The organism is Shinella sp. BE166 (assembly GCF_051201095.1).
Lineage (GTDB): Bacteria > Pseudomonadota > Alphaproteobacteria > Rhizobiales > Rhizobiaceae > Shinella > Shinella lacus.
The window spans coordinates 381,332-402,186 of the sequence record NZ_JBPEHL010000003.1; the positions used below are offsets into that span (position 1 = coordinate 381,332).

The following is a 20,855-nucleotide window of genomic DNA, read 5'->3' on the forward strand; positions in this document are numbered from 1 at the left end:
TCAAACCGTCATCTGCGCGAGTTTGACATTGGAATAATCCAGAATGCCCTCGGTGCCACCCTCGCGGCCCATGCCGCTCGCCTTGATGCCGCCGAAGGGCGCCTCGGCGGCCGCGAGCGCAAAGCTGTTGACACCGACCATGCCCGCCTCCAGCCGCGCCGCCGCCTCGCGGGCGCGCCCGGCATCGCGGGTGAAGACATAGGCGGAAAGGCCCATCTCGGAGGCATTCGCCCGCTCGAAGACCTCGTCCGCCGAGGAGAAAGGCGTGATGGCGGCGATCGGGCCGAAATTCTCCTCGGCGATCGCCTTGGCATCGTCCGGCAGGCCAGTGATGACGGTCGGCTCGAAAAAGAAGCCGGCATTCATGCCGGCCAGGCGGCGGCCGCCAGCGAGGATCTTGCCGCCGCGGTCGCTGGCGTCGGCGATGATCTCTTCGATCGCCAGCCTGCGGCGCTCGTTGATCAGCGACCCCATCTGCGTTGCCTCATCGAGACCATGGCCGAGCTTCAGCGCCTTTGCGCGAGCGGCAAAACCATCGGCAAAGCGATCGTGCAGCGACTCGTGCACGTAGAAGCGATCCGGCGTGACGCAGACCTGGCCGGCATTGGCGTATTTCGTCGGCACGGCGAGGTCGAGCGCCCGGTCGAGATCGGCATCGTCGAAGACGATCATCGGCGCATTGCCACCGAGCTCCATGCTGACGCGCTTCACCGTCTCGGCGCTGTCGCGGATCATCTGCTGGCCGACGCGGGTCGAGCCCGTCAGCGATACCTTGCGCACGAGGGGGGAGGCCATGATGGGCTTGTAGGTGTTGCCGGTCGGGCCGATCAGGAGATTGGCGACACCTGCGGGAAGGCCGGCCTCGTGCAGGCAGTCGAACAGGATCATCGCCACGCCCGGCACCTCGACCGAAGGCCGGACGATGACGGCACAGCCGGCCGCAAGCGCGGGCGCGACCTTGCGGGCGATCAGCGCCGCCGGGAAATTCCACGCCGTGAAGGCCGCGACGACGCCGACCGGCTCGTGCGACACCTCCAGCCGGCCGCCCGGCGCACGACTTTCGACGATGCGACCATAGATGCGGCGGGCTTCCTCGGCGTACCAGCGGAACTGGTCGACGGCGAGGCCCCATTCGCGGCCGGCCTGCGCCAGCGGTTTGCCGGTTTCCAGCGTGATCTGGCGAGCCGCTTCCGCAGCACGCGCGGCCATGACGTCGGTGACCTTGTGCAGTGCATCCGCACGCGCCCAGGCGGGCGTCGCCTTCCAACCGCGGAAGGCGCGTTCGGCAACGGCGATCGCCCGTTCCGTATCCTCCACGGCGGCGGCGGGCACCACGCCGAGAACCTCGCCATTGCCGGGATCGGTGATCTCCGTCGAGGCCCCGCGCGCCGGCCCCGACCAGGCGCCGTCAATGAACAAACCGTAGGAACCGTACATGTCACCTCCTCCATGCCGGCGGTGCAAAAGGCCGCATCCGCAAGCAGCATTTCCCATTCACAAAAGAAGCAATCTTTATTGCAAGTCAAGAACTATCCGCAACGTTTGGTGCGACTACGCATTCCCATCCACCGTCAGCTAGGCCTTTCAGGCAGCGTCAGCCGCGTGCGCTCGCGCGTCGTCATCGCGATGACAATCTGGTCCGCAAGGCAGGTGGCGACGAGCCCGTCCCAGGCCGTCGAGCCATCCGCCACCGGCGTGCCGCTGCGGACACCGTCGACCCAGGCCTGGTTCTGGAGGCGATAGGCATCGCGGAAGCGGGGCACCCAGTTCGCCGGGAAAGACCCCTCCTCCGCGCCGTTGCGCCGCATGCGGGTGAGGGCCGGATGCGCCATGCCGATCGTGCCGCCCGCGCAGACCGCTTCGGCGTGGACGTGATAGCCGTAGTCGGCGTTCATGAAGAGTTCCACGGAAACGAGGCTGCCCGCCGCCGTTTCGAAGATGAACATGGCGGGGTCGTTGCTCGCGTCAGACGGACATGGAATGACGGTGACGGCCGTGTATTCCGTCGAGAGCAGCCAGCGGCAGACGTCGATCTCGTGCACCAGAGAATTGGTGACGGCCATCGCGCCGGTGAACCACGATGGCGCCGCCGCATTTCGATGCTGGCAATGCAGGATGCGCACGGCACCGAGCGTGTTGTCGTCGATCGCCGCCTTCATTTCGCGATAGGCGGGATCGAAGCGGCGCATGAAGCCGGTCTGGACCAGCCGCCGGCCGGATCGCGCCTCGGCCGCGACGATCTCCAGGCACTCGGCGGTGCTGGTGGCAAGCGGTTTCTCGCAAAGGACCGGCTTGCCTGCGGCGATTGCCGCCAGCACGAGCCGGTGATGCGTCGCATCCGGCGAAGCGATGAGCACGGCTTCGACGGCGGGATCGGCGATCAGCGCCTCGGCGTCCGTCGTCGCCCGCGCCCCGCGCGCGGCCGCCTCGGCACGCGCCGGGTCGGCATCCGCCACGGCAACCAGATGCGCGCCCGAAATATCGCTGGCGAGGATGCGCGCATGCTCCGCCCCCATCACGCCCGCGCCGATGACGCCGATTCCGATGCTTTTCATGGTCGCTCCTCCCATCCGCGTCAAACCGCAAGCCAGGCGCCGGTGCGCGAAGATGTCTGGATCGTCTCCACCAGCGTCTGGATGCGCAGGCCGGCGCGGAAATTGAACGGCTCGGACCTGAGGCCGGCGATCGCGTCGAGATAACCGGCGACTTCGATCGCCTTCAGGTCGTTGAAGCCGAGCTGGTGGCCGGGTGCAACGCAGAAGCGGCCGTAGGGCAGATGGTCCGGACCCGCCTCGATGCGGCGGAAACCCTGGCGGCCCTTCGCGTCCGCCGTCGAATAGAAGTGGAGTTCGTTGAAGCGCTCCTGCGAGAAGGCGAGCGCGCCCTTGGTGCCGTAGACCTCGAAGTCGTGCTGCATCTTGCGGCCGGTCGCGACCCAATTGCCCTCGATCGAGCCCGTCGCGCCGTTTGCGAAGCGCAGGAAGGCGCGGCCGATATCGTCCGTCTCGACGGTCCGCACGCCGCCCTTGCCGTCGGGGCGACTGGCGATCACCGTCACGCAATCGCCCATGACCCTGGTGATCGGGCCGACGAGGAACTCGGCCGTCGCCAGCGCATGGCTGCCGAGATCCGCCAGCGCCCCGCCGCCGGCCGGATCGTGGCGGAAGGTGAAGGGTGCGGCCGGATCGGCCATGTAGTCCTCCGCATGGAGGCCGCGATAGCCGCGGATGTCGCCCAGCTCCCCGCCGGCGATCATCTCTTTCGCGAGGCTGAGCATGGGGTTGCAGAGATAGTTGAAGCCGACCTGCGTCCTGACGCCGGCCTTTTCCGCGGCGTCCGCCATTTCGCGCGCGTCGCTCGCAAGCGGGGCGAGCGGCTTTTCGCAATAGACGTGTTTGCCGGCGGCGATTGCCGCGAGCGCCATTTCCTTGTGCAGGGCGTTGGGCGCGGTGATGTCGATCATGTCGATCTCCGGATCCGCCACCAGGCTGCGCCAGTCATCCGTGGCCCGCGCGAAGCCGAAGGCGGCGCGCGCGGCTTCCGCCTGCGCCAGGGTCACGTCGGCAATCGTTGCCAGCTCCACGTCATAGGGCAGGTCGAAGACCCGCTCGGCAGCGGCAAAGCCGAAGACATGCGTCTTGCCCATGAAACCCGACCCGATAAGGCCAAGACGGAGCTTCTTTTTCATTCTCTGTGTTTCCTCGGACGATGCGTAGTTTGTTGAATGCAATTATCGTTGCAAAAATACGAAAGTGTCAATATTTGTTTTGCAAGACGCCTTCCCTCGAACCTGGAGCCCGACCATGAAAGCCAAACTCGGCATTGCGCCCATTGCCTGGTGGAACGACGACCTGCCGGAAATCAGCAGCGACATTTCGCTGGAAGGATGCCTTGCCGAAGCGCGCGAAGCGGGTTTTACCGGCATGGAGACCGGCCGCCGTTTCCCGATGGACGCGGCGACGCTGCGCCCGATCCTCGACCAGCACGGCATGAGCGTGTGCGGCGGCTGGTTCTCCGGCCTGCTGCTCGACGGCGACATCGCGGCCGAGAAGGACCGGATCGCGGCGCAGATGGCCTTGTTCAAGGCCGTCGGTGCGCCCTGCATCGTCTATGGCGAGACGGCGGGCACGATCCAGGGCGACCGTGGCGCGCCGCTTGCGACCAAGCGCAAGCTCTCCGAGGACGAGATCAGGGCCTATGGCCGCAAGATGACGGCCTTCGGCGAATGGTGCGCCGAGCAGGGCATGCCGATCTCCTACCATCACCATATGGCGGCGCCGATCGAGACCGAGGAAGAGCTCGACCTCCTGATGAAACATTCCGGCGAGGGCCTGCCCCTGCTCTTCGACGCCGGCCACATGGCCTTTGCCGGCGGTGACGTGCTGCGGGTCATCGACAAGCACCACACGCGCATCACCCATGTGCACACCAAGGACGTGCGCCTGCCGGTGATCGACGCGCTCGATCGCACGCGGGAAAGCTTTCTCGACGCCGTCATCAAGGGCGCCTTCACGGTTCCCGGCGACGGCAGCCTCGATTTCGAGGCCATCGTCAAGCGCCTCGCCTCCTACGGCTACGAGGGCTGGTTTGTCGTCGAGGCGGAGCAGGACCCCACCCACAATCCGCCGCTCGACATGGCGAAGATCGGCCATAAGGAACTCCTCCGCGTGATGGCTGCCGCCGGTTACGAGGTTGTCTGCTGAGCGTGAGAGCCTCCGGACTCCGCCCTTTCCTCCGTCATGGTCGGGCTTGACCCGACCATCCATGCCGCGGGTGCTGCGTGGATCCTCGGGTCGAGCCCGAGGATGACGTTGGAGGGTAGGAAGGCTCGCAACCCCGCAAACCAGCCCCCGCATGCGATGCGAAGCACGCCGGATGGTCTGTCCGGCGTGCGATTCTCAGATCGTCCCACCCAGCGAGGATTCCAGCAGCGCCAGCTCCTGCCCGCCGGCCATCATGTCCTGAAGCGCCGCCGCGTCCACCGTGCCGCGTTCGGCGGTGCCTAGCGTCTGGCCCCGGTTCAGCACAGTGAAGCGGTCGCCGACGGCGAGCGCGTGGCGGACGTTGTGGGTGATGAAGACGACGCCGATGCCCTGCTTGCGCACCCGGTCGATGGTGCTCAGCACGTTCGCCGTCTGGCGCACGCCGAGTGCCGACGTCGGTTCATCGAGGATCAGCACCTTGGCGCCGAAATAGACGGCGCGCGCAATGGCGACCGTCTGGCGTTCACCGCCCGACAGTGTGCCCACCGCCTGGTCCGGGCCGCGCAGGCTGATGCCCATCTTGCGCATTTCCTTGACGGTAATGTCGTCGGCCTTGGCCTTGTCGAAGGTCCGGAAGGGCCAGACGCCGCGCTCCGGCTCGCGGCCCATCCAGAAATTGCGGCTGACGCTCATCAGCGGGATCATCGCGAGGTCCTGGTAGACCGTCGCGATGCCCGCCGTCATGGCGTCACGCGGGCTCTGGAACAGCGTCGGCGTGCCTTCCACCAGCACCTCGCCGCCACTCGGCTTGTAGACGCCGGACATGATCTTGATGAAGGTCGATTTGCCGGCACCGTTGTCGCCGAGCAGGCAATGGCATTCGCCGGCGCGGATATCGAAGGAGACGCCGGCCAGCGCGATGACATGGCCAAAATGCTTGGTGATGTTTCTCATCTCCACGATGGCAGACATCAGCGTTCTCCCGTGATGATGCGGCGGATATAGGTGTTCATGATCACGGCCGTGAGCAGAATGAGGCCGAGGAACACCCGGAAGAGCGAGCTTTCCGCATTGGCGAAGAACAGGCCTTGCTGCACCACGCCGAAGATGATGGCGCCAAGTGCCGCCCCGATGACCGAGCCGTAACCGCCGGTCAGCAAGGCGCCGCCGATGACCACGCAGATGATCGCCTCGAACTCCTTCAACAGGCCGCGGTCGGCCGCCGCCGAGCCGAATTCCATCACCTGGCAGGTGGCGAAGACGCAGGCGCAGAAGGCGGAGAACATGAACATGAGGATTTTGACGCGATTGACCGGCACGCCGACGTAACGCGCGGCAAGCGCGTCACCGCCCGCGGCAAAGATCCAGTTGCCGAACTTGGTGCGCGTCAGCAGCCAATGACCGAAGATCACCAGCACGATCGCCCAGACGACCAGCATCGGGATGCCGTCGATGACCGGCTGGCCGGCGCGGTTGCCGCGGGTGAAGGTGGCGATCCAGCCCGCCTCCCCCATCCAGGTGAAGAGCCAGCCCAGAACCTTGCCGCCGAAGATCGGGGCGAGCCAGTCGGTCGCCGCCTTCTCCGCGACGCCGCCTATGATGGTCTGCCGGGTGAAGTAGATCGAGCCCCAGATGGTGAGCCCGCGCAGGATATAGAGGAAGGCGAGCGTCACGATGAAGGACGGCAGGCCGGTGCGGATGACCAACCAGCCGTTCACGCCGCCGAGCAGGATGCAGAAGACGAAGGTCGCGATGATGGCGAGCCAGAGCGGCACACCGATATGGACCGAGAGAATGGCGATCATCACCCCGGAAAAGCCGATCATCGAGCCGGTCGAAAGATCGAACTCGCCGGCGATCATCAGGAGACAGGCGCCGACCGCGATCACCATGAACTGGGCCGAAACCACCGTCCAGTTCATCACGCCTTCCGCGGCGAACATGCCGCTGTCGCCGGCAATGACGGCAAACAGCAGGAAGACCAGGATGGTACCGCAGATGCCGCCGAGCTCGGGCCGGATCAGCGCGCGCCGCAGCGGCGAGACGGGTTTGATGCGCTCGTCCTTCAGCGCGTCCGGAATGACGTCCGTCATGAATGCATTCTCCTCCCTCGAAAAAGACTTTTGGCGCGCACGGGCAGGCCGCCCGGCGCGCCAAAAAAACCGTCAGATCAACGGTACTGGCCCGCCAACGACTCGACGAGCGCGATATTGTCCTTCGTCACGAAGCCGGGGCCGGTGAAGATGGAATTGGCCGGCGCCACGCCGTAGCGCACATAGCTCGTCAGCACCTGGATCGGGATGGAGCCCTGCAGGAAAGGCTGCTGGTCGATCGCAAAGTTGATCGTGCCGTCCTTGATGGCGGCGGAAATCTCGGCCGAGAGGTCGAACGTGCCGAAATAGAGATCGCCGTCGAGGCCCATTTCCTTGACCGCCCGGATCGACGGTTCGGCCGAGTTGGGGCCAAGCGTCAGGATCGCGCCGGTATCGGGATTGGCGGTGAGATAGGCCTTCACCTTGTTCTGCACTTCCGACGGGTCGATGCCGGAATCGACCATCTGGTTGCCGAGTTCCACGCCGATGCCTTCGGCAAAACCGCGGCACCGCTCCACGGAGGCCGGGTTGGTGATGTAGTGGTTGACGCAGAGGAAGCTCTTGATGCCGGCTTCCTTCGCCCGCTTGCCTGCACCGAGGCCCGCTTCATATTCCGGCTGGCCGACATGCATCAGCGCGCCGAGCTTCTGGCTCTCTTCCACCGTTCCGGAATTGACGGTCACGACGGGAATGCCCTTGGCAATGGCGTCCTTGATCGGCCCTTCGAGCACGTTGAAGTCGGCGATCGTGACGATAATGCCGTCGACGCCGGCAGCCGAACTCTGCTGCACGAGGCGCGCCATGTCGGCGAGGTCACCCGTCGGCGGGTTGCGATATTCGGTCTCGACGCCCATCTGCTCGTTCGTGACCTTGATGGCGTTCTTAATGACGTTGAACCAGCTGTCGCTATCCGGGCCATGGCTGATCCAGACGAACTTTTCGCCATCCGCATTGGCCACACCGGCAAACGCCGTCGTGGCGAGCAGCGCGCCGAGGGCGAGCGATTGCAGAATTTTCTTCATGAACGATTTCCTCCCGAAATTGGCTTCCTGTTCCTCCCCGCCCGAAGCCGTTGCGGGTAACTGTCAGGCCGCGCGCTTGGCGCCCTGTGCAGACAAAGCGGCGTCCAGTTTCGCCTGGTCCCAGCCTTCCGCGACGGCCCGGGCGAGCAGCTCCTGCTGGCTTTCCGGGGCAAGACCGCCGAGCGGCGGATCGGTGTCGAGATTGGTCGGGAACGGGTAGCCATCGGCGGTCGCGGCGATCACAGCGCGCCGCCCCTGCGGCGAGAGCGCCGCGAGATGCGGATAGACGGCGCGGGCCATGGCGGTGCGGTCGAGGTTTTCCATGTGGCGCGCGAAGGCCGAGGCCGTCTGGATGAGGTTGACCATGCGCACGACATCCGCCGTCCGGTTCTCGCCGGCAGCGTGGAACAGCGCAGGGCTGAAGAAGATCGCGTCGCCCTTTTCGAGGGCGAGCTGGACATAGTTCTCCTCGAAATAATCCCGGAATTCCGGCCGCGTGGCGGCGACATAACCCGGCAGGTAGCGCTGCGAATGCGGCAGGAGCTTCGTCGTGCCGCTCTCGACGGGCATGTCGCAATGGGCGACGCCGCCTTGCAAAATGAGAGTGGGGCCGGTCGCGTGGATGTGGGTCGGATATTCCGCCATCTGCTCCGGCTTCATGAAGCCGAGATGGTAATCGCGATGCGGGGCCTGCGCCTTGCCGCCGGGGCGGACCTGGTTGACCTGCGTGGCGATCTGGTAGCCGGGGCCGAGCCAGGCGCGGCAGGCAATGTCGATCACCGGATTGGCCATGTAGCGGGCATAGACGGCCGGATCGCGCAGGCAAAGCTTTTGCAGGCTGTTCCAGATGCGGTCGTTGGCGCCGGCCTTGGCGAAATGGTCGCCTGCCGCCGTGCCGGCCGCGCGCTCGTCGGCGATGATCTGGCGAAACACCTCGCTCGCCGCATCGATGGCGCCCGGATCGGTGAAGGCGCGCTTCACCACGAACACACCCGGCCCCTCGCCGATGATCGACGCCCATTCCGGGCCGATTTCGTCATTGACAGCGGCGCCGTCATAGATCGGAATGTTCTTCTCGATGGTGATCGCCGTCGGGCACATCGCCATGGTGGTCTCGGTCTCCACCTGACGCCTGAATTGCGCAAGGTCGATCACCGTTGCAATATCGTTCATCGAAATCCTCCTACCCGATGCGTGAAACCCGGTTTGATGGCGGCATGCATCCTTCTCGCGGCACCCCTCCTCGGGCACCGCGAGCCGCAAGCGCAGATCAAAAATTGCGGCCATCAACTATCAGCAATATTAATTGTGAAAATTTGCCGGTGTCAATAGATCGTGCAACCTGCGACGCGATGTTCGTCGTCGCCGCAAAAGAAAGGACGCCATGCGAGCGCCACGGGCCGGCCATGGCCATGGATTTAACGGCGGAACGCCTTTAATCCTGCCAGAAAGCGGCCCCGTGCCGCCTTCGAAACAATGCCAGGCACGGGAGTGCGCACATGCTCGTCGGAATAACGATCCTACTTGTTTTTCAGCTTGTTGGCGAAGTGACCGCCTATTTTCTCGGCGGCTTCGTGCCCGGTCCCGTCATCGGCATGGCGATGGCCGCCATCGTGCTCACGCTGACGAAAGGCTCGACTTTCCTGCAACCGGCCCACGAACGCACCATCGACACGTCCAAGGCGATCCTCGCTAATCTCGGCGTGCTCTTCGTGCCGGCGGGCGTCGGCATCATCCAGCATCTGGATCTCATCCGCGACCGCGGCTTCGCGCTGATGGCGATCGTGCTGCTGTCGACCGTCATCACCCTCACCGTGACCGTCTGGGTCTTCATCCTCGTCAAGTGGCTTTCCGGGGGCTATGCCAATGACTGACGGGCTCTGGGTCTATCTCGCCACCTCGCCCCTGCTGTGGCTTGCCGGAACGCTGGTCGTCTGGCTGGCTGCCACCGGCCTTTCCGGGCTCGCCCCCGGCAATCCGCTGCTGAACCCGATCATGATCTCGATCGCCGCGATCGCCACCGTGCTTTGCGTGACCGGGATCGACTACGGCACCTATTTCGAGGGCGCCCAGTTCATCCACTTCCTACTGGGGCCGGCGACCGTGGCGCTCGGCATCCCGCTCTTCGAAAAGCTGTCGCTGGTGAAGAGCAATCTCGTGCCCATGCTGAGCGCCCTCGTCGTGGGCAGCTTCACCGCGGTCGGCTCGACGGTGTTTTTCAGCGACCTGTTCGGCTTTTCCCCCGAAGTCGTCGCCTCAATGGCGCCGAAATCCACCACGGCCGCCGTCGCCATGGCGATCTCCTCCGGCTTGCAGGGTGACCCGGCCCTGACAGCGGCCGTCGTCGTGCTCACCGGCATCTGCGGCGCGATCGTCGTCACGCCGATGATGAACGCCATGCGCATCAAGGATTTTAGTGCGCGCGGGTTTGCGGTCGGGCTTGCTTCGCACGGGATCGGCACGGCGCGCGCCTATTCCGTCGATCCGGTCGCGGGGCTGTTTTCCGGCATCGCCATGGGCCTGAACGCCGTCCTCACATCCCTGATCGTCCACCTCTTTCTCTGAAAGGCCCTCAGAAACTCGGCGGGCTGATTGCCCAGAGCACGATGGCCTCGCGGTCCGCCGGGTTGCGGTAGCGGTGCGGCTCGCCGGCGGAATAGGAGAAGCTGTCGCCTTCGCGCAGGTGGAAATGGCGCTCGCCGATCCAGATTTCGAGTTCACCCGCCATCACGAAGCCGACCGCGTCGCCCGCATGGCTGTAGCTCTCCGCGCTCTCCGTGCCCGGCGGCAGGCGCGTGTAGATCATCTCGACCTGTAAACTCATCTTTGGCGTCAGCAATTCGTCGACGATGCCGTGGTCGTACTGAATCCTCAGGCGATTGCCGCGCCGGATGACATAACCGTGTTCGGCCTGCGGCACGGGCGCTGCACCGCCGAAGAACCATTGCACCGTCACGCCGAGGCTGCGGGCAATGCCGACCAGTGCGGGGATGGACGGATAGGCGAGGTTGCGCTCGATCTGGCTGATATAGCCGGTCGAAAGGCCGGCGCTTTCGGCAAGCTGGGCGAGCGTCATCCTGCGCCGCTTGCGCAGGCCCCGGATGCGCTCTCCAAGCACCGGATCCTCGCCGGCTTCGGAATCCATAACCGGTTCCGGAGCATTCTCATCTGCCATCGTTTCATTCCTCGTGTCCCCGGCAAAGTCGTTCAGATTGCGGATAATAGCAACAGATTTTGCCATTAGTAAAAAAAATCAGTCGATTTTTTACTTAAGATAAAATAGAAGCGGTCTCGTTTCGCTCGCTCGGGATGGGAGGACTGGATGATCGGGATTGTGCCTTTCAAGCGCTCTGTGCGCCTCTGTCGGAAGACGGGAGGTGTTGCGTGAGCACGACCGCCTCTCCCTTTCCGAACCTGTTCCAGCCCTTGCAGATCCGCGGCGTGCGGCTGAAGAACCGCATCATGTCCACCGGACACGACACGACGCTGCCGACGGATGGCCTCGTCAACGAGGCGCTCATCGCCTATCACGAGACGCGGGCAGCGGGCGGCGTCGGCCTCATCGTCTCCCAGGTCGCCGGCGTGCACGAGACGGCGCGTTATACCTCACACATGCTGATGGCGACGGAGGACGATTGCATCGACGGCTATCGCCGGCTGGCGGAGACCTGCCATGCCCATGGCACGGCCCTCTTCTCGCAGCTTTTCCATCCCGGACGGGAGATCATGGAGGGCGGCGACGGGCTGCTGACGGTCGCCTATGCGCCCTCCGTCACGCCCAACGAGCGTTTTCGTGTCATGCCGCGGGCACTCGATCAGGCGATGATCGATGAAATCGTCGCCGGCTATGGTGCGGCGGCAAGGCGCATGCACCAGGCGGGTCTCGACGGGGTGGAACTGGTGGCAAGCCACGGCTATCTGCCCGCACAGTTTTTAAACCCGCGCGTCAACCTGCGCATGGACGCCTATGGCGGATCGTTGGAAAACCGGCTGCGCTTCGCTGCCGAGGCGTTGACCGCGATCCGCGCGGCGACGTCAGAGGATTTTGTCGTCGGCCTGCGCATCAGCGCCGGGGATCGGGATGAAAGCGGCCTCACCTCCGACGAGGCGCTGGAAAGCTGTCGCCTGCTCGAACCGCTCGTCGACTATGTCAACGTCACGGCCGGCACCTCGGCCTCGCTTGGCGGCGCCGTGCATATCGTGCCGCCCATGGCCTATCGCAACGCCTATCTTGCGAGCGATGCGGCCCGCTTCCGCCGCGCGCTGAACGTCCCCGTCTTCGTCGCCGGGCGCATCAACCAGCCGCACGAGGCCGAGGCCGTGCTGGCCGAGGGCGCCGCCGATGTCTGCGGCATGACCCGCGCGCTGATCTGCGATCCGGACATGCCCGTAAAGGCCGAGGAAGGCCGCACCGACGACATCCGCGCCTGCATCGCCTGCAACCAGGCCTGTATCGGCCACTTCCATCGCGGTGTGCCGATCTCCTGCATCCAGCACCCGGAGACGGGTCGCGAGCTGAAATTCGGCACGCTCACCCCCGCCGCACGGCCGAAGAAGGTCATGGTGATCGGGGGCGGACCGGGCGGCATGAAGGCCGCCGCCATCGCCGCCGCCCGCGGCCATAAGGTCACGCTCTACGAGGCCGCCAGCCAGCTTGGCGGGCAGGCGCTGCTCGCCCAGCAATTGCCACGCCGCGCGGAATTCGGCGGCATCATCACCAATCTTTCGCGCGAGCTCGAACTGGCGCAGGTGCGCGTGGTCAAGGGCGTGCGTGTCGACGCCGCGCTTGTCGAAGCCGAAAAGCCGGATGCGGTCGTGCTTGCGACCGGGGGAAGACCCTATCTGCCGGAAATTCCCGCAGACGACAGCGTGCAGGTGGTCGATGCCTGGCAGGTGTTGCGGCGCGAGGTGAAGACGGGCAGCCGCGTCGTCGTCGCCGACTGGCGCTGCGACTGGATCGGCCCCGGCATTGCCGAATTGCTGGTCAATGACGGGTGCAGCGTCGAGCTCGCGGTCAACGGCACCCATCCCGGCGAGCTTCTGCCGCTCTATGTGCGCGACAACATCGCCGCCGAACTGCACAAGAAGGGCATCGGCATCACGCCCTATGCCCGGCTCTACGGCTGCGATGGCGGCACCGTCTACCTGCAACACACCGTCAGCGAGCAGCCGATCGTCTTCGACAATATCGATACGCTCGTGCTCTGTCTCGGGCACGAGCCGGTGGACGTGCTCAAGGCCGAGCTGGCGGGCCTCGTGCCCGAAATCCATCTTATCGGCGACTGTCTTGCCCCGCGCACGGCGGAAGAGGCGGTTTATGACGGGCTGAAGGCCGGCACGGCGCTGTAAGACACACAAAATGGCCGGCTGTTGATTTTAGCAGTTGCCAAAGTGCCCTCCACTTAATACGCTGTTAAGTGAAGGGTGGGGCCATGGACGACATCGCGGTTGCGACGAAGAATCAGGCTGCTGTGGGCGAGAAGGTGAAGACTTTCCGCACCGCCCGGCGCATGTCGCTCCGCACGCTGGGCGACGCTACGGGAACGACGGCGAGCTTCCTCAGCCAGTTGGAGCGGGGGCTGAGCGGCGTCAACATCAGCACGCTGATGCGCATTGCCGGCGCGCTCGGCATCAGCCTGACCGACCTGTTCGAAGAGACCGCCCCGCCCGTCGGCCGCGTGCTGCGCAAGCACGAACGCTCCGCTCTCCCGCCGGCCGAGGGCTACCGCAAGATGCTGCTGTCGCGGCGCCCGATCCGCGACATGGAAGTCTATATCGGCGAATTCGACCCCGGCGGCTCGACGGGGGAAAAGCCCTACAGCCATGGGGATTCGCATGAACTGTTCTTCGTGCTGCGGGGCGAGGTGGAACTCACCCTCGGCCACGAGCGCCATGTGCTGTCGGCCGGCGACAGCATCGAATATCCGACCTCGGTTCCGCACAAGACCGTCAATATCGGCACGGAAACGGCTGAAGTCCTCTGGATGATCGCGCCGCCGACCAGCGTCGCGGATGACCTCGACAAATACCTGCCACGGCCGGGCTCGTAACCGCGGCAGGAACAACGCACGCGAGCGCTACTGGGAGTAATGACGATGAAGAATTTTGCGAGGGCTTTCGCCCTGACGATGACGTGCGCCCTGGCGTTGCCGGCGTTCGCACAGGAAAAGCCGGTCGCCGGCGAAGTGAAGGAAGGCTCGCTCAAGGGCAAGACGCTGACCTTCGTCTCCTATGGCGGCATCTACCAGGACGGCCAGGTCGCCGCCCTCCAGGATTTCGTGACGAAATCCGGCGTGACGCTGCTGAATGACGGGCCGACGGAAATCGCCAAGCTGAAGGCGCAGGTCGATGCCGGCAACGTCACCTGGGATGTGGTCGATACCGCCGACCTGCCGCCCTATGTGCATTGCGGCACGCTGTTCCAGAAGCTCGACCTCTCCAAGCTCGATGTCTCGAAAATCCCGCCCGGCCAGGTCGGCGAATGCTCGGTTCCGGCGATGAACTACGGCGTCGTGCTGATGTACAAGAACGAGACCTACAAGGACAATCCGCCAAAGAATTGGGTCGATTTCTTCGACACTGAGAAATTCCCGGGCATCCGCGCCATCGACGGCAGCGGCGATCCGACCGGGGGCCTGATCGAACAGGCCTTCAAGGCAACCGGCGGCGACCCGAAGGCGATGACGCCGGACGATATCGAGAAGGGCATCCAGAAGCTGCGCGATCTCGGCCCCGACACGATCTACTGGAAGACCGGTGCTGAATCGCAGCAGCTTGCCGAATCCGGCGAGGCCGACATGGTGATGATGTGGACCGGCCGCGCCATGACCGCCGTGAAGAACGGCGCCGCCTACACGCCCGTCTGGCAGGATTGGCTGGTCGTCATGGACCAGATGACCATTCCGGTCGGCGTCAAGGACACGGATGCCGCCTATGCGCTGCTCAACGCCTATCTCGGCGCAAACGCCCAGGCGATCCTCACCGAAAAGACCTCCTACACGCCGATCAACCTCGACGCCAAGCCGAAGGTCGACGACGTGACCGCGGCCTTCCTCACCTCGACGCCCGAGCGCATTGGCCAGGGCTACCAGCAGAACATCCCGTTCTGGGTGAAGAACTTCGACCTTGCCGCGGAAAAGTGGTCCGCCCTTCTTTCCGGCAACTAAGAGCGTGATCCAATGCAAGTCCGGCGTGATGCCGGGCTTGCTTCCCCAGCACGGGAGGTTTCCTTGACAGCGATACCCGACCAAGGCGCGCATACCGGTTCCGAACGACCCACCTTCCTGTCGCGCTTCCATCTGCGCGGCGCGGTGTGGCTGGCCGCACCCGCAGTGCTGGTGCTGCTCGTGGCGCTCGCCTATCCGCTGGCGATCGTCGTGGTGCGCAGCTTTACCGATCCGGCGCCCGGCATCGACAATTACGTCTGGTTCTTCCAGTCCGCAGTGAACCGCAACGTGCTGCAACGGACCTTCGTCGTCGCCGCCTGGGTGACGCTCGCCTCGCTGATCTGCGCCTACCCCTATGCCTATGCCATGACCATCGTGGGCCGAAACGTGCGGCTTGCACTCATTCTCTGCGTGCTCGTGCCCTTCTGGCTGAGCGGCGTGGTGCGCACGCTCGCCTGGGTCATCCTGTTGCAGGATTCCGGCGTCATCAATTCTTTCCTGCGCGGTATCGGCCTTTCCCCCGTCAAGCTGATCCGCACGCTGCCCGGCGTCATCATCGGCATGACGCAAGTGCTGCTGCCTTTCATGATCCTGCCGATCTATTCGGTGATGCGGGGCATCGATACGCGCCTGTTGCAGGCCGCCCGCAGCCTCGGTGCGAAACCCTGGCGCGCCTTCGTGCAGATCTATGTGCCGCTGTCGTTGCCCGGCGTCTATGCCGGCGCGATCATCGTGTTCATCCTGTCGCTCGGCTTCTACATTACGCCGGCCCTGCTCGGTGGCCCGCGCAGCACCATGCTGTCGTCGCTGGTGCAGAACCAGGTGCTGAGCCTGCTCAACTGGGGCCGCGGCGGCGCCATGGGCGTGGTGCTTCTGGTCGCGACCTTCCTGCTTCTTGCCATCGCCGCCCCGCTGATGCGCCAGAAACACACCAGCAATCGCAGGGAGGCCTGACGCCCATGCCCTCCTTCCCGCGCGTTTTCCTCGGCCTGTTCTGCCTGCTCGTCGCCGTGCTGCTCTTGGCGCCGACGCTGGTTGTCATCCCGATGTCGTTCAACGGCAACAAGTCGCTGGCCTTCCCGCCGGTCGGCTTCTCCTGGCAATGGTACGCCAACTTCTTCAGCAATCCCGACTGGACCACGAGCTTCACCAATTCGCTGATCATCGCGCTCATCGTCGCCGTCGTCGCGACCGTGGTCGGCACGCTCGCCGCCTTCGGCGTCACCAGGGCTGCGGCGCGCACCGGCGGGCTGCTCAGGGCCTTGCTGATCACGCCCATGGTCGTGCCCGGCGTGGTGCTGGCGATCGGTATCTATGCGGTCTATCTGGACGCGCATCTGGTCGGCACGGTCGTCGGCTTCGTGCTGGCGCATACCATGCTCGCCATCCCCTTCGTGCTGATCGCGGTGCAGGCGAGCCTCGAAGTCTTCGACCGCCGGCTGGAGACCGCCGCGTCGAGCCTCGGCGCCGGCCGGCTGACCGTCTTCCGCACAGTGACGCTGCCGCTGATCCTGCCGGGCATCCTTTCCGGCGCGCTCTTCGCCTTCATCACCTCGTTCGACGAGATCATCGTCGCGCTGTTCATCACAAGCCCGTACCTGAAGACCCTGCCGGTGCAGATCTACACCTCGATCACCCGCGACGCCGACCCGACGGTCGCCGCCGTCGGCACGCTGCTCTTCATCGCGACCTCGCTTATCATCGTTGCCGGCCTGCTCTTCGGCATGCGCCGCGGAAGGACATGACCATGAATGCACCCCAACGCTCCGCCGGCGCCGCGATCGAAATCCGAAAGGCCTCCAAGCGCTACGGCGCCTTCACGGCCCTCAACGACATCGACCTGCACATCCGCCCCGGCGAGTTCATGACGCTGCTCGGCCCCTCCGGTTCCGGCAAGACGACGACGCTGAACCTGATCGCCGGCTTCACCGATATCAGCTCCGGGGCGCTCGAAATCGGCGGCAAGAGCGTCACCGGCCTTCCCTCGCACAAGCGCAATATCGGCGTCGTCTTCCAGCACTACGCGCTGTTTCCGCACATGACGGTGGGCAAGAACGTCGCCTATCCGCTGACGCTGCGCGGCATCAAAGGCGAGGACCGCGAGCGGCGTGTCAAGCGCGCGCTCGACATGGTGAAGATGACCGATTTCGCCCATCGCTACCCGAACGAGCTTTCCGGCGGCCAGCAGCAGCGCGTGGCGCTCGCCCGCGCCCTGGTCTTCGATCCGCCGCTGCTTTTGATGGACGAGCCGCTCGGCGCGCTCGACAAGAAGCTGCGCGAGTGGTTGCAGCTCGAAATCAAGCGCATCCACCGCGAACTCGGCACCACCTTCGTCTATGTCACCCACGACCAGGAGGAAGCGCTGGTGCTGTCCGACCGCATCGCCGTCTTCAATGGCGGGCGCATCGAGCAGATCGGCACGGGCCGCGAACTCTACGACCACCCGGCAACGCTGTTCGTCGGCCGCTTCATCGGCGAATCCACCGTTTTGCGCGGCCCGACGGAGACCGTGGACGGCAACACCGTGATGACCATCGGCAAAGACAAGGTCGTGGCGCACGGCCGCCTGCCCGGCGATGCGCGACCGGTGATCCTGCTCCGGCCCGAGCGCACGGCGCTGAAACGCCCCGGCACGGATGCCGTCAGCGGCGAAAACCGCCTTTCCGGCACGGTCGAGGAGGCGATCTATCTCGGCTCCGGCTCGAAATACGAGGTGCGGCTGACGGACGGCACCATCGCCGTCGTGCGCAGCCCCCTTGGCGGCGCCGATTTCAGGATCGGCGACCCGGTGGACGTCACCTTCACGCCCGCCGACCTCACCCTCCTTCCCGACGATGCCAGCGCCGACGTGACGCTGACCTGAACCTACCGAAAGCACATCCCATGGACGTCAAGACCAACGGCAACATTTCCTTCTGGTATGCCGATATCGGCGGCATTCCGCAAAAGCGCCCTCCCCTGCCGGGTGATCGCGAGGCCGATGTCTGTATCATCGGCGCCGGTTATACCGGCCTGTGGACCGCCTACTACCTGAAGAAGGCCGATCCGACGCTGAACATCGTCGTGCTGGAGCGCGAATTCGCCGGTTTCGGCGGCTCGGGCCGCAATGGCGGCTGGCTCTCCGGCGGCTTCAGCTGGTCGCGGGAGAAATATGCAAAAACCTCCAGCCGCGGCGCGGTGGTCGACATGCAGAACGCCATGGCCGGAACGGTCGACGAGGTGGAACGCGTCACCAAGGCCGAGGGCATAGACGCGGACCTCATCCGCGTCGACAAGCTCGTCGCCGCCACCAATGCGGCCCAGCTTGCGCGGGTGCGAGAGGAGTATCAGTTCGCCCTCGACTGGCAGATGCCGCCGGAGCGCCTGCAACTGCTGTCGGCACAAGAGGCAGCCAAGCGCATCAACATCGCCGACGTCAAGGGCGCCGTGCTCTACCGCAACATGGCCCGCGTGCAGCCGGCCAAGCTGGTGCGGGGCCTTGCCAAGGTGGTGGAAAGCCTAGGTGTGGCGATCTACGAGGGAACGAGCGTCACCTCATTCGAAAAGGGCCGCGTCGACACCGATCGCGGCACGGTCCGCGCCAAATCCATCATCCGCGCCACGGAAGGCTTTTCCGCCGGCCTGCCGGGCTATGAGCGCACCTGGCTCGCACTGAACAGCGCCCAGATCGTCACCGAGCCCGTGCCCGACGCGCTGTGGGAGCAGATCGGCTGGGCAGGCCATGAGCTGCTCGGCGATGCGGCGCATGCCTATTGTTACGCCCAGCGCACCCGCGAGGGCCGTATCACCATGGGCGGGCGCGGCGTGCCCTATCGCTACGGCTCGAAGACCGACGTCAACGGCCAGACCCAGCAGGCGACGATCGAAGCCCTTCACGGCATCCTGACGCGCCTGCTGCCGCAGACCAAATCGCTGAAGATCGACCATGCCTGGTGCGGCGTGCTCGGCGTTCCGCGCGACTGGTGCACGACGGCAGGCTTCGACCGCTCCACCGGCATCGGCTGGGCCGGCGGTTATGTCGGCCTCGGCGTCTCCTCTTCCAACCTTGCCGGCCGCACGCTGACCGACCTCGTCTTGAACCGTGAGACGGCGCTGACAGGCCTGCCCTGGGTGAACCGCACGGTGCGCAAATGGGAGCCGGAGCCGTTCCGCTGGCTAGGCGTGCACTCCATGTACCAGCTCTACCGCATGGCCGACGAGCGTGAATTCGCCGGCCTGCCGAAGACCTCCAAGCTCGCGGCCCTTGCCGACGGCATCACCGGCCATTGAGCCCTTTAAGGATAGATCATGATCAGTTTTGAGAATTTCGGCGATCTCCTCGCCCTCGACATCGGCGCTTTCGCATCGAAGCCCACCTCCATCGAAGGCAATCAAGAGGAGGCCACGCTGCCCCTGTGGGAGAGCGCGGACGGCAAGATGGAAACTGGCATCTGGGAATGCACGCCCGGCCGCTTCACCGCCGACCGCAGCGACAATGCCGAGATCTGCCACCTGCTGATGGGCCGGGTGACGCTGCACAATGCCGACGGCACCAGCCGCGATATCGGGGCGGGCGAGATGTTCGTGCTGCCGCTCGGCTGGCGCGGCGAATGGACGATCCACGAGCGGACCCGTAAGATCTACACGATGGTCGCAAGGGGCGTCTGAAACGGTCAGGTGCGGGACGGGTTCAAACTGTGAACGCTGCGTTCTCGTTCCGCGCCTTTTCAAGCCAGCCTCGATATCCCATGTTCGGCGGTGAGACCCTCTCCAACGGACGCTCCCGCGTCGAGGCCCATATCCATGAAGAAAATCGGTTTCCTGTCCTTCGGACATTGGACCCCCTCCCCGCAATCCGAGACCCGCTCGGCCGGCGATACGCTGCTCCAGTCGATCGACCTTGCCGTCGCGGCTGAAGAGCTTGGCGCTGACGGCGCCTATTTCCGGGTGCATCACTTCGCCCGCCAGCTCGCCTCGCCCTTTCCACTCCTCGCTGCCGTCGGCGCGCGGACGAGCAAGATCGAGATCGGCACGGCCGTCATCGACATGCGCTACGAAAACCCGCTCTACATGGCGGAAGATGCCGGTTCCGCCGACCTCATTTCGCAAGGGCGCCTGCAGCTCGGCATCAGCCGCGGTTCGCCCGAGCAGGTCATCGATGGCTGGCGCTATTTCGGCTACGAGCCGCAGGAAGGCATGAGCGACGCCGACATGGGCCGCCGCCACGCCGAGGTGTTCCTGGACGTGCTGAAGGGCGAAGGGTTTGCACAGCCGAACCCGCGCCCGATGTTCCCCAACCCGCCCGGCCTTCTGCGTCTGGAGCCCCACTCCGAGGGCCTGCGCGAGCGCATCTGGTGGGGTGCCAGCTCCAATGCCACCGCCGTCTGGGCGGCGAAACTCGGCATGAACCTGCAAAGCTCGACGCTGAAGAACGACGAGACGGGCGAGCCGTTCCATGTCCAGCAGGCGGCGCAGATCCGCGCCTATCGCGAGGCCTGGAAGGAAGCCGGCCACGCCCGCACGCCGCGCGTCTCGGTGAGCCGCAGCATCTTCGCCCTCGTGGACGAACGTGACCGGGCCTATTTCGGCCGCGGCGGCAAGGAGGCGGATTCGATCGGCTATATCGACGACCAGACGCGGGCGATCTTCGGCCGCTCCTATGCCGACGAGCCCGAGAAGCTGATCCAGCAGCTTGCGGCCGACGAGGCGATCCGGGAAGCCGACACGCTGCTCCTGACCGTGCCGAACCAGTTGGGCGTCGAATATAACGCGCATGTCATCGAGGCGATCCTGAAACACGTCGCACCGGCCCTGGGCTGGCGCTAGGCGCGTTTTCTAACGCGAAGGCTACACGACAAGCCAAAAACGATAAAAGCGCGCCAGGGAGCCCCT

General features: G+C 65.1%; 20 protein-coding genes. 12 read left to right on the forward strand and 8 right to left on the reverse strand.

Annotated features, from left to right (window positions below; genetic code table 11):
• The 3 genes from J2Y63_RS09150 to J2Y63_RS09160 all read right to left on the reverse strand — a co-directional run bounded on the left by J2Y63_RS09150 (nt 1) and on the right by J2Y63_RS09160 (nt 3,688).
• Nucleotides 1-1,437: an NAD-dependent succinate-semialdehyde dehydrogenase gene (locus J2Y63_RS09150; protein WP_435265813.1), complete on the reverse strand. Its 1,437-nt coding sequence runs from the start codon at nt 1,435-1,437 to the stop codon at nt 1-3.
• A 134-nt stretch (nt 1,438-1,571) separates the two neighbouring features.
• Nucleotides 1,572-2,555 carry a Gfo/Idh/MocA family protein gene (locus J2Y63_RS09155; protein WP_435265814.1) on the reverse strand — a complete coding sequence of 328 codons (984 nt, stop codon included), beginning with the start codon at nt 2,553-2,555 and terminating at the stop codon, nt 1,572-1,574.
• A 20-nt stretch (nt 2,556-2,575) separates the two neighbouring features.
• Entirely contained in the window at nt 2,576-3,688 is a 1,113-nt protein-coding gene (locus J2Y63_RS09160) for a Gfo/Idh/MocA family protein (RefSeq protein ID WP_435265815.1), read from the reverse strand.
• A gap of 115 nt (nt 3,689-3,803) precedes the next feature.
• On the opposite strand from J2Y63_RS09160, the gene iolE reads away from it, so the two are divergent.
• Nucleotides 3,804-4,703, forward strand: a complete 900-nt coding sequence (gene iolE / locus J2Y63_RS09165; RefSeq protein ID WP_435265816.1) for a myo-inosose-2 dehydratase — start codon at nt 3,804-3,806, stop codon at nt 4,701-4,703.
• Between the two features lie 195 nt (nt 4,704-4,898).
• Here the strand turns inward: iolE and J2Y63_RS09170 are convergent, their stop codons facing one another.
• The 4 genes from J2Y63_RS09170 to J2Y63_RS09185 form a co-directional block, all read right to left on the reverse strand.
• The gene (locus J2Y63_RS09170; RefSeq protein ID WP_435265817.1) at nt 4,899-5,675 is read right to left on the reverse strand and encodes an ATP-binding cassette domain-containing protein; all 777 of its coding nucleotides are present in this window, start codon (nt 5,673-5,675) and stop codon (nt 4,899-4,901) included.
• The gene (locus J2Y63_RS09175) at nt 5,675-6,796 is read right to left on the reverse strand and encodes an ABC transporter permease (protein WP_256116339.1); all 1,122 of its coding nucleotides are present in this window, start codon (nt 6,794-6,796) and stop codon (nt 5,675-5,677) included. The genes J2Y63_RS09170 and J2Y63_RS09175 overlap by 1 nt, the downstream gene beginning before the upstream one ends.
• Before the next feature lie 77 nt (nt 6,797-6,873).
• Nucleotides 6,874-7,818 (reverse strand): sugar ABC transporter substrate-binding protein, encoded by a 945-nt coding sequence (locus J2Y63_RS09180; RefSeq protein WP_435265818.1) that lies wholly within the window; start codon nt 7,816-7,818, stop codon nt 6,874-6,876.
• A gap of 63 nt (nt 7,819-7,881) precedes the next feature.
• Nucleotides 7,882-8,991: a phytanoyl-CoA dioxygenase family protein gene (locus J2Y63_RS09185; protein WP_435265819.1), complete on the reverse strand. Its 1,110-nt coding sequence runs from the start codon at nt 8,989-8,991 to the stop codon at nt 7,882-7,884.
• Between the two features lie 326 nt (nt 8,992-9,317).
• On the opposite strand from J2Y63_RS09185, the gene J2Y63_RS09190 reads away from it, so the two are divergent.
• Entirely contained in the window at nt 9,318-9,692 is a 375-nt protein-coding gene (locus J2Y63_RS09190; RefSeq protein WP_435265820.1) for a CidA/LrgA family protein, read from the forward strand.
• Nucleotides 9,685-10,383: an LrgB family protein gene (locus tag J2Y63_RS09195; protein WP_435265821.1), complete on the forward strand. Its 699-nt coding sequence runs from the start codon at nt 9,685-9,687 to the stop codon at nt 10,381-10,383. The genes J2Y63_RS09190 and J2Y63_RS09195 overlap by 8 nt, the downstream gene beginning before the upstream one ends.
• A 7-nt stretch (nt 10,384-10,390) precedes the next feature.
• Here J2Y63_RS09195 and J2Y63_RS09200 read toward each other — a convergent pair whose 3' ends face one another.
• Nucleotides 10,391-10,993 (reverse strand): helix-turn-helix domain-containing protein, encoded by a 603-nt coding sequence (locus J2Y63_RS09200; protein ID WP_435265822.1) that lies wholly within the window; start codon nt 10,991-10,993, stop codon nt 10,391-10,393.
• Nucleotides 10,994-11,202: 209 nt separating this feature from the next.
• On the opposite strand from J2Y63_RS09200, the gene J2Y63_RS09205 reads away from it, so the two are divergent.
• The 9 genes from J2Y63_RS09205 (at nt 11,203) to J2Y63_RS09245 (ending at nt 20,789) form a co-directional block, all read left to right on the forward strand.
• The gene (locus J2Y63_RS09205; RefSeq protein ID WP_435265823.1) at nt 11,203-13,167 is read left to right on the forward strand and encodes an FAD-dependent oxidoreductase; all 1,965 of its coding nucleotides are present in this window, start codon (nt 11,203-11,205) and stop codon (nt 13,165-13,167) included.
• An 83-nt stretch (nt 13,168-13,250) separates the two neighbouring features.
• A complete protein-coding gene (locus J2Y63_RS09210; protein WP_435265824.1) occupies nt 13,251-13,868 on the forward strand; it encodes a helix-turn-helix domain-containing protein in 618 nt (205 codons plus the stop codon).
• A 39-nt stretch (nt 13,869-13,907) separates the two neighbouring features.
• A complete protein-coding gene (locus tag J2Y63_RS09215; protein ID WP_414714148.1) occupies nt 13,908-14,984 on the forward strand; it encodes an extracellular solute-binding protein in 1,077 nt (358 codons plus the stop codon).
• A gap of 132 nt (nt 14,985-15,116) precedes the next feature.
• The gene (locus J2Y63_RS09220; protein WP_435266072.1) at nt 15,117-15,938 is read left to right on the forward strand and encodes an ABC transporter permease; all 822 of its coding nucleotides are present in this window, start codon (nt 15,117-15,119) and stop codon (nt 15,936-15,938) included.
• 5 nt (nt 15,939-15,943) lie between these two features.
• Nucleotides 15,944-16,729 carry an ABC transporter permease gene (locus J2Y63_RS09225; RefSeq protein ID WP_256116327.1) on the forward strand — a complete coding sequence of 262 codons (786 nt, stop codon included), beginning with the start codon at nt 15,944-15,946 and terminating at the stop codon, nt 16,727-16,729.
• 2 nt (nt 16,730-16,731) lie between these two features.
• The gene (locus J2Y63_RS09230; RefSeq protein ID WP_435265825.1) at nt 16,732-17,847 is read left to right on the forward strand and encodes an ABC transporter ATP-binding protein; all 1,116 of its coding nucleotides are present in this window, start codon (nt 16,732-16,734) and stop codon (nt 17,845-17,847) included.
• Between the two features lie 20 nt (nt 17,848-17,867).
• Nucleotides 17,868-19,253, forward strand: a complete 1,386-nt coding sequence (locus tag J2Y63_RS09235; RefSeq protein ID WP_435265826.1) for an NAD(P)/FAD-dependent oxidoreductase — start codon at nt 17,868-17,870, stop codon at nt 19,251-19,253.
• Between the two features lie 18 nt (nt 19,254-19,271).
• Entirely contained in the window at nt 19,272-19,631 is a 360-nt protein-coding gene (locus J2Y63_RS09240) for a cupin domain-containing protein (protein WP_435265827.1), read from the forward strand.
• A 135-nt stretch (nt 19,632-19,766) separates the two neighbouring features.
• Nucleotides 19,767-20,789: an LLM class flavin-dependent oxidoreductase gene (locus J2Y63_RS09245; RefSeq protein WP_435265828.1), complete on the forward strand. Its 1,023-nt coding sequence runs from the start codon at nt 19,767-19,769 to the stop codon at nt 20,787-20,789.
• The last annotated feature ends 66 nt before the right edge of the window (nt 20,790-20,855 follow it).

Bases quoted from the DNA above. Each gene is read 5' to 3' on its own strand.
- J2Y63_RS09160 (WP_435265815.1), bottom strand. From the start codon at position 3,688: ATGAAAAAGAAGCTCCGTCTTGGCCTTATCGGGTCGGGTTTCATGGGC.
- J2Y63_RS09155 (WP_435265814.1), bottom strand. From the start codon at position 2,555: ATGAAAAGCATCGGAATCGGCGTCATCGGCGCGGGCGTGATGGGGGCG.
- J2Y63_RS09215 (WP_414714148.1), top strand. From the start codon at position 13,908: ATGACGATGAAGAATTTTGCGAGGGCTTTCGCCCTGACGATGACGTGC.
- J2Y63_RS09210 (WP_435265824.1), top strand. From the start codon at position 13,251: ATGGACGACATCGCGGTTGCGACGAAGAATCAGGCTGCTGTGGGCGAG.
- J2Y63_RS09230 (WP_435265825.1), top strand. From the start codon at position 16,732: ATGAATGCACCCCAACGCTCCGCCGGCGCCGCGATCGAAATCCGAAAG.
- J2Y63_RS09245 (WP_435265828.1), top strand. From the start codon at position 19,767: ATGAAGAAAATCGGTTTCCTGTCCTTCGGACATTGGACCCCCTCCCCG.
- J2Y63_RS09195 (WP_435265821.1), top strand. From the start codon at position 9,685: ATGACTGACGGGCTCTGGGTCTATCTCGCCACCTCGCCCCTGCTGTGG.
- J2Y63_RS09235 (WP_435265826.1), top strand. From the start codon at position 17,868: ATGGACGTCAAGACCAACGGCAACATTTCCTTCTGGTATGCCGATATC.
- J2Y63_RS09175 (WP_256116339.1), bottom strand. From the start codon at position 6,796: ATGACGGACGTCATTCCGGACGCGCTGAAGGACGAGCGCATCAAACCC.
- J2Y63_RS09200 (WP_435265822.1), bottom strand. From the start codon at position 10,993: ATGGCAGATGAGAATGCTCCGGAACCGGTTATGGATTCCGAAGCCGGC.
- J2Y63_RS09240 (WP_435265827.1), top strand. From the start codon at position 19,272: ATGATCAGTTTTGAGAATTTCGGCGATCTCCTCGCCCTCGACATCGGC.
- J2Y63_RS09150 (WP_435265813.1), bottom strand. From the start codon at position 1,437: ATGTACGGTTCCTACGGTTTGTTCATTGACGGCGCCTGGTCGGGGCCG.
- J2Y63_RS09190 (WP_435265820.1), top strand. From the start codon at position 9,318: ATGCTCGTCGGAATAACGATCCTACTTGTTTTTCAGCTTGTTGGCGAA.
- J2Y63_RS09180 (WP_435265818.1), bottom strand. From the start codon at position 7,818: ATGAAGAAAATTCTGCAATCGCTCGCCCTCGGCGCGCTGCTCGCCACG.
- J2Y63_RS09170 (WP_435265817.1), bottom strand. From the start codon at position 5,675: ATGTCTGCCATCGTGGAGATGAGAAACATCACCAAGCATTTTGGCCAT.
- J2Y63_RS09225 (WP_256116327.1), top strand. From the start codon at position 15,944: ATGCCCTCCTTCCCGCGCGTTTTCCTCGGCCTGTTCTGCCTGCTCGTC.
- iolE (WP_435265816.1), top strand. From the start codon at position 3,804: ATGAAAGCCAAACTCGGCATTGCGCCCATTGCCTGGTGGAACGACGAC.
- J2Y63_RS09185 (WP_435265819.1), bottom strand. From the start codon at position 8,991: ATGAACGATATTGCAACGGTGATCGACCTTGCGCAATTCAGGCGTCAG.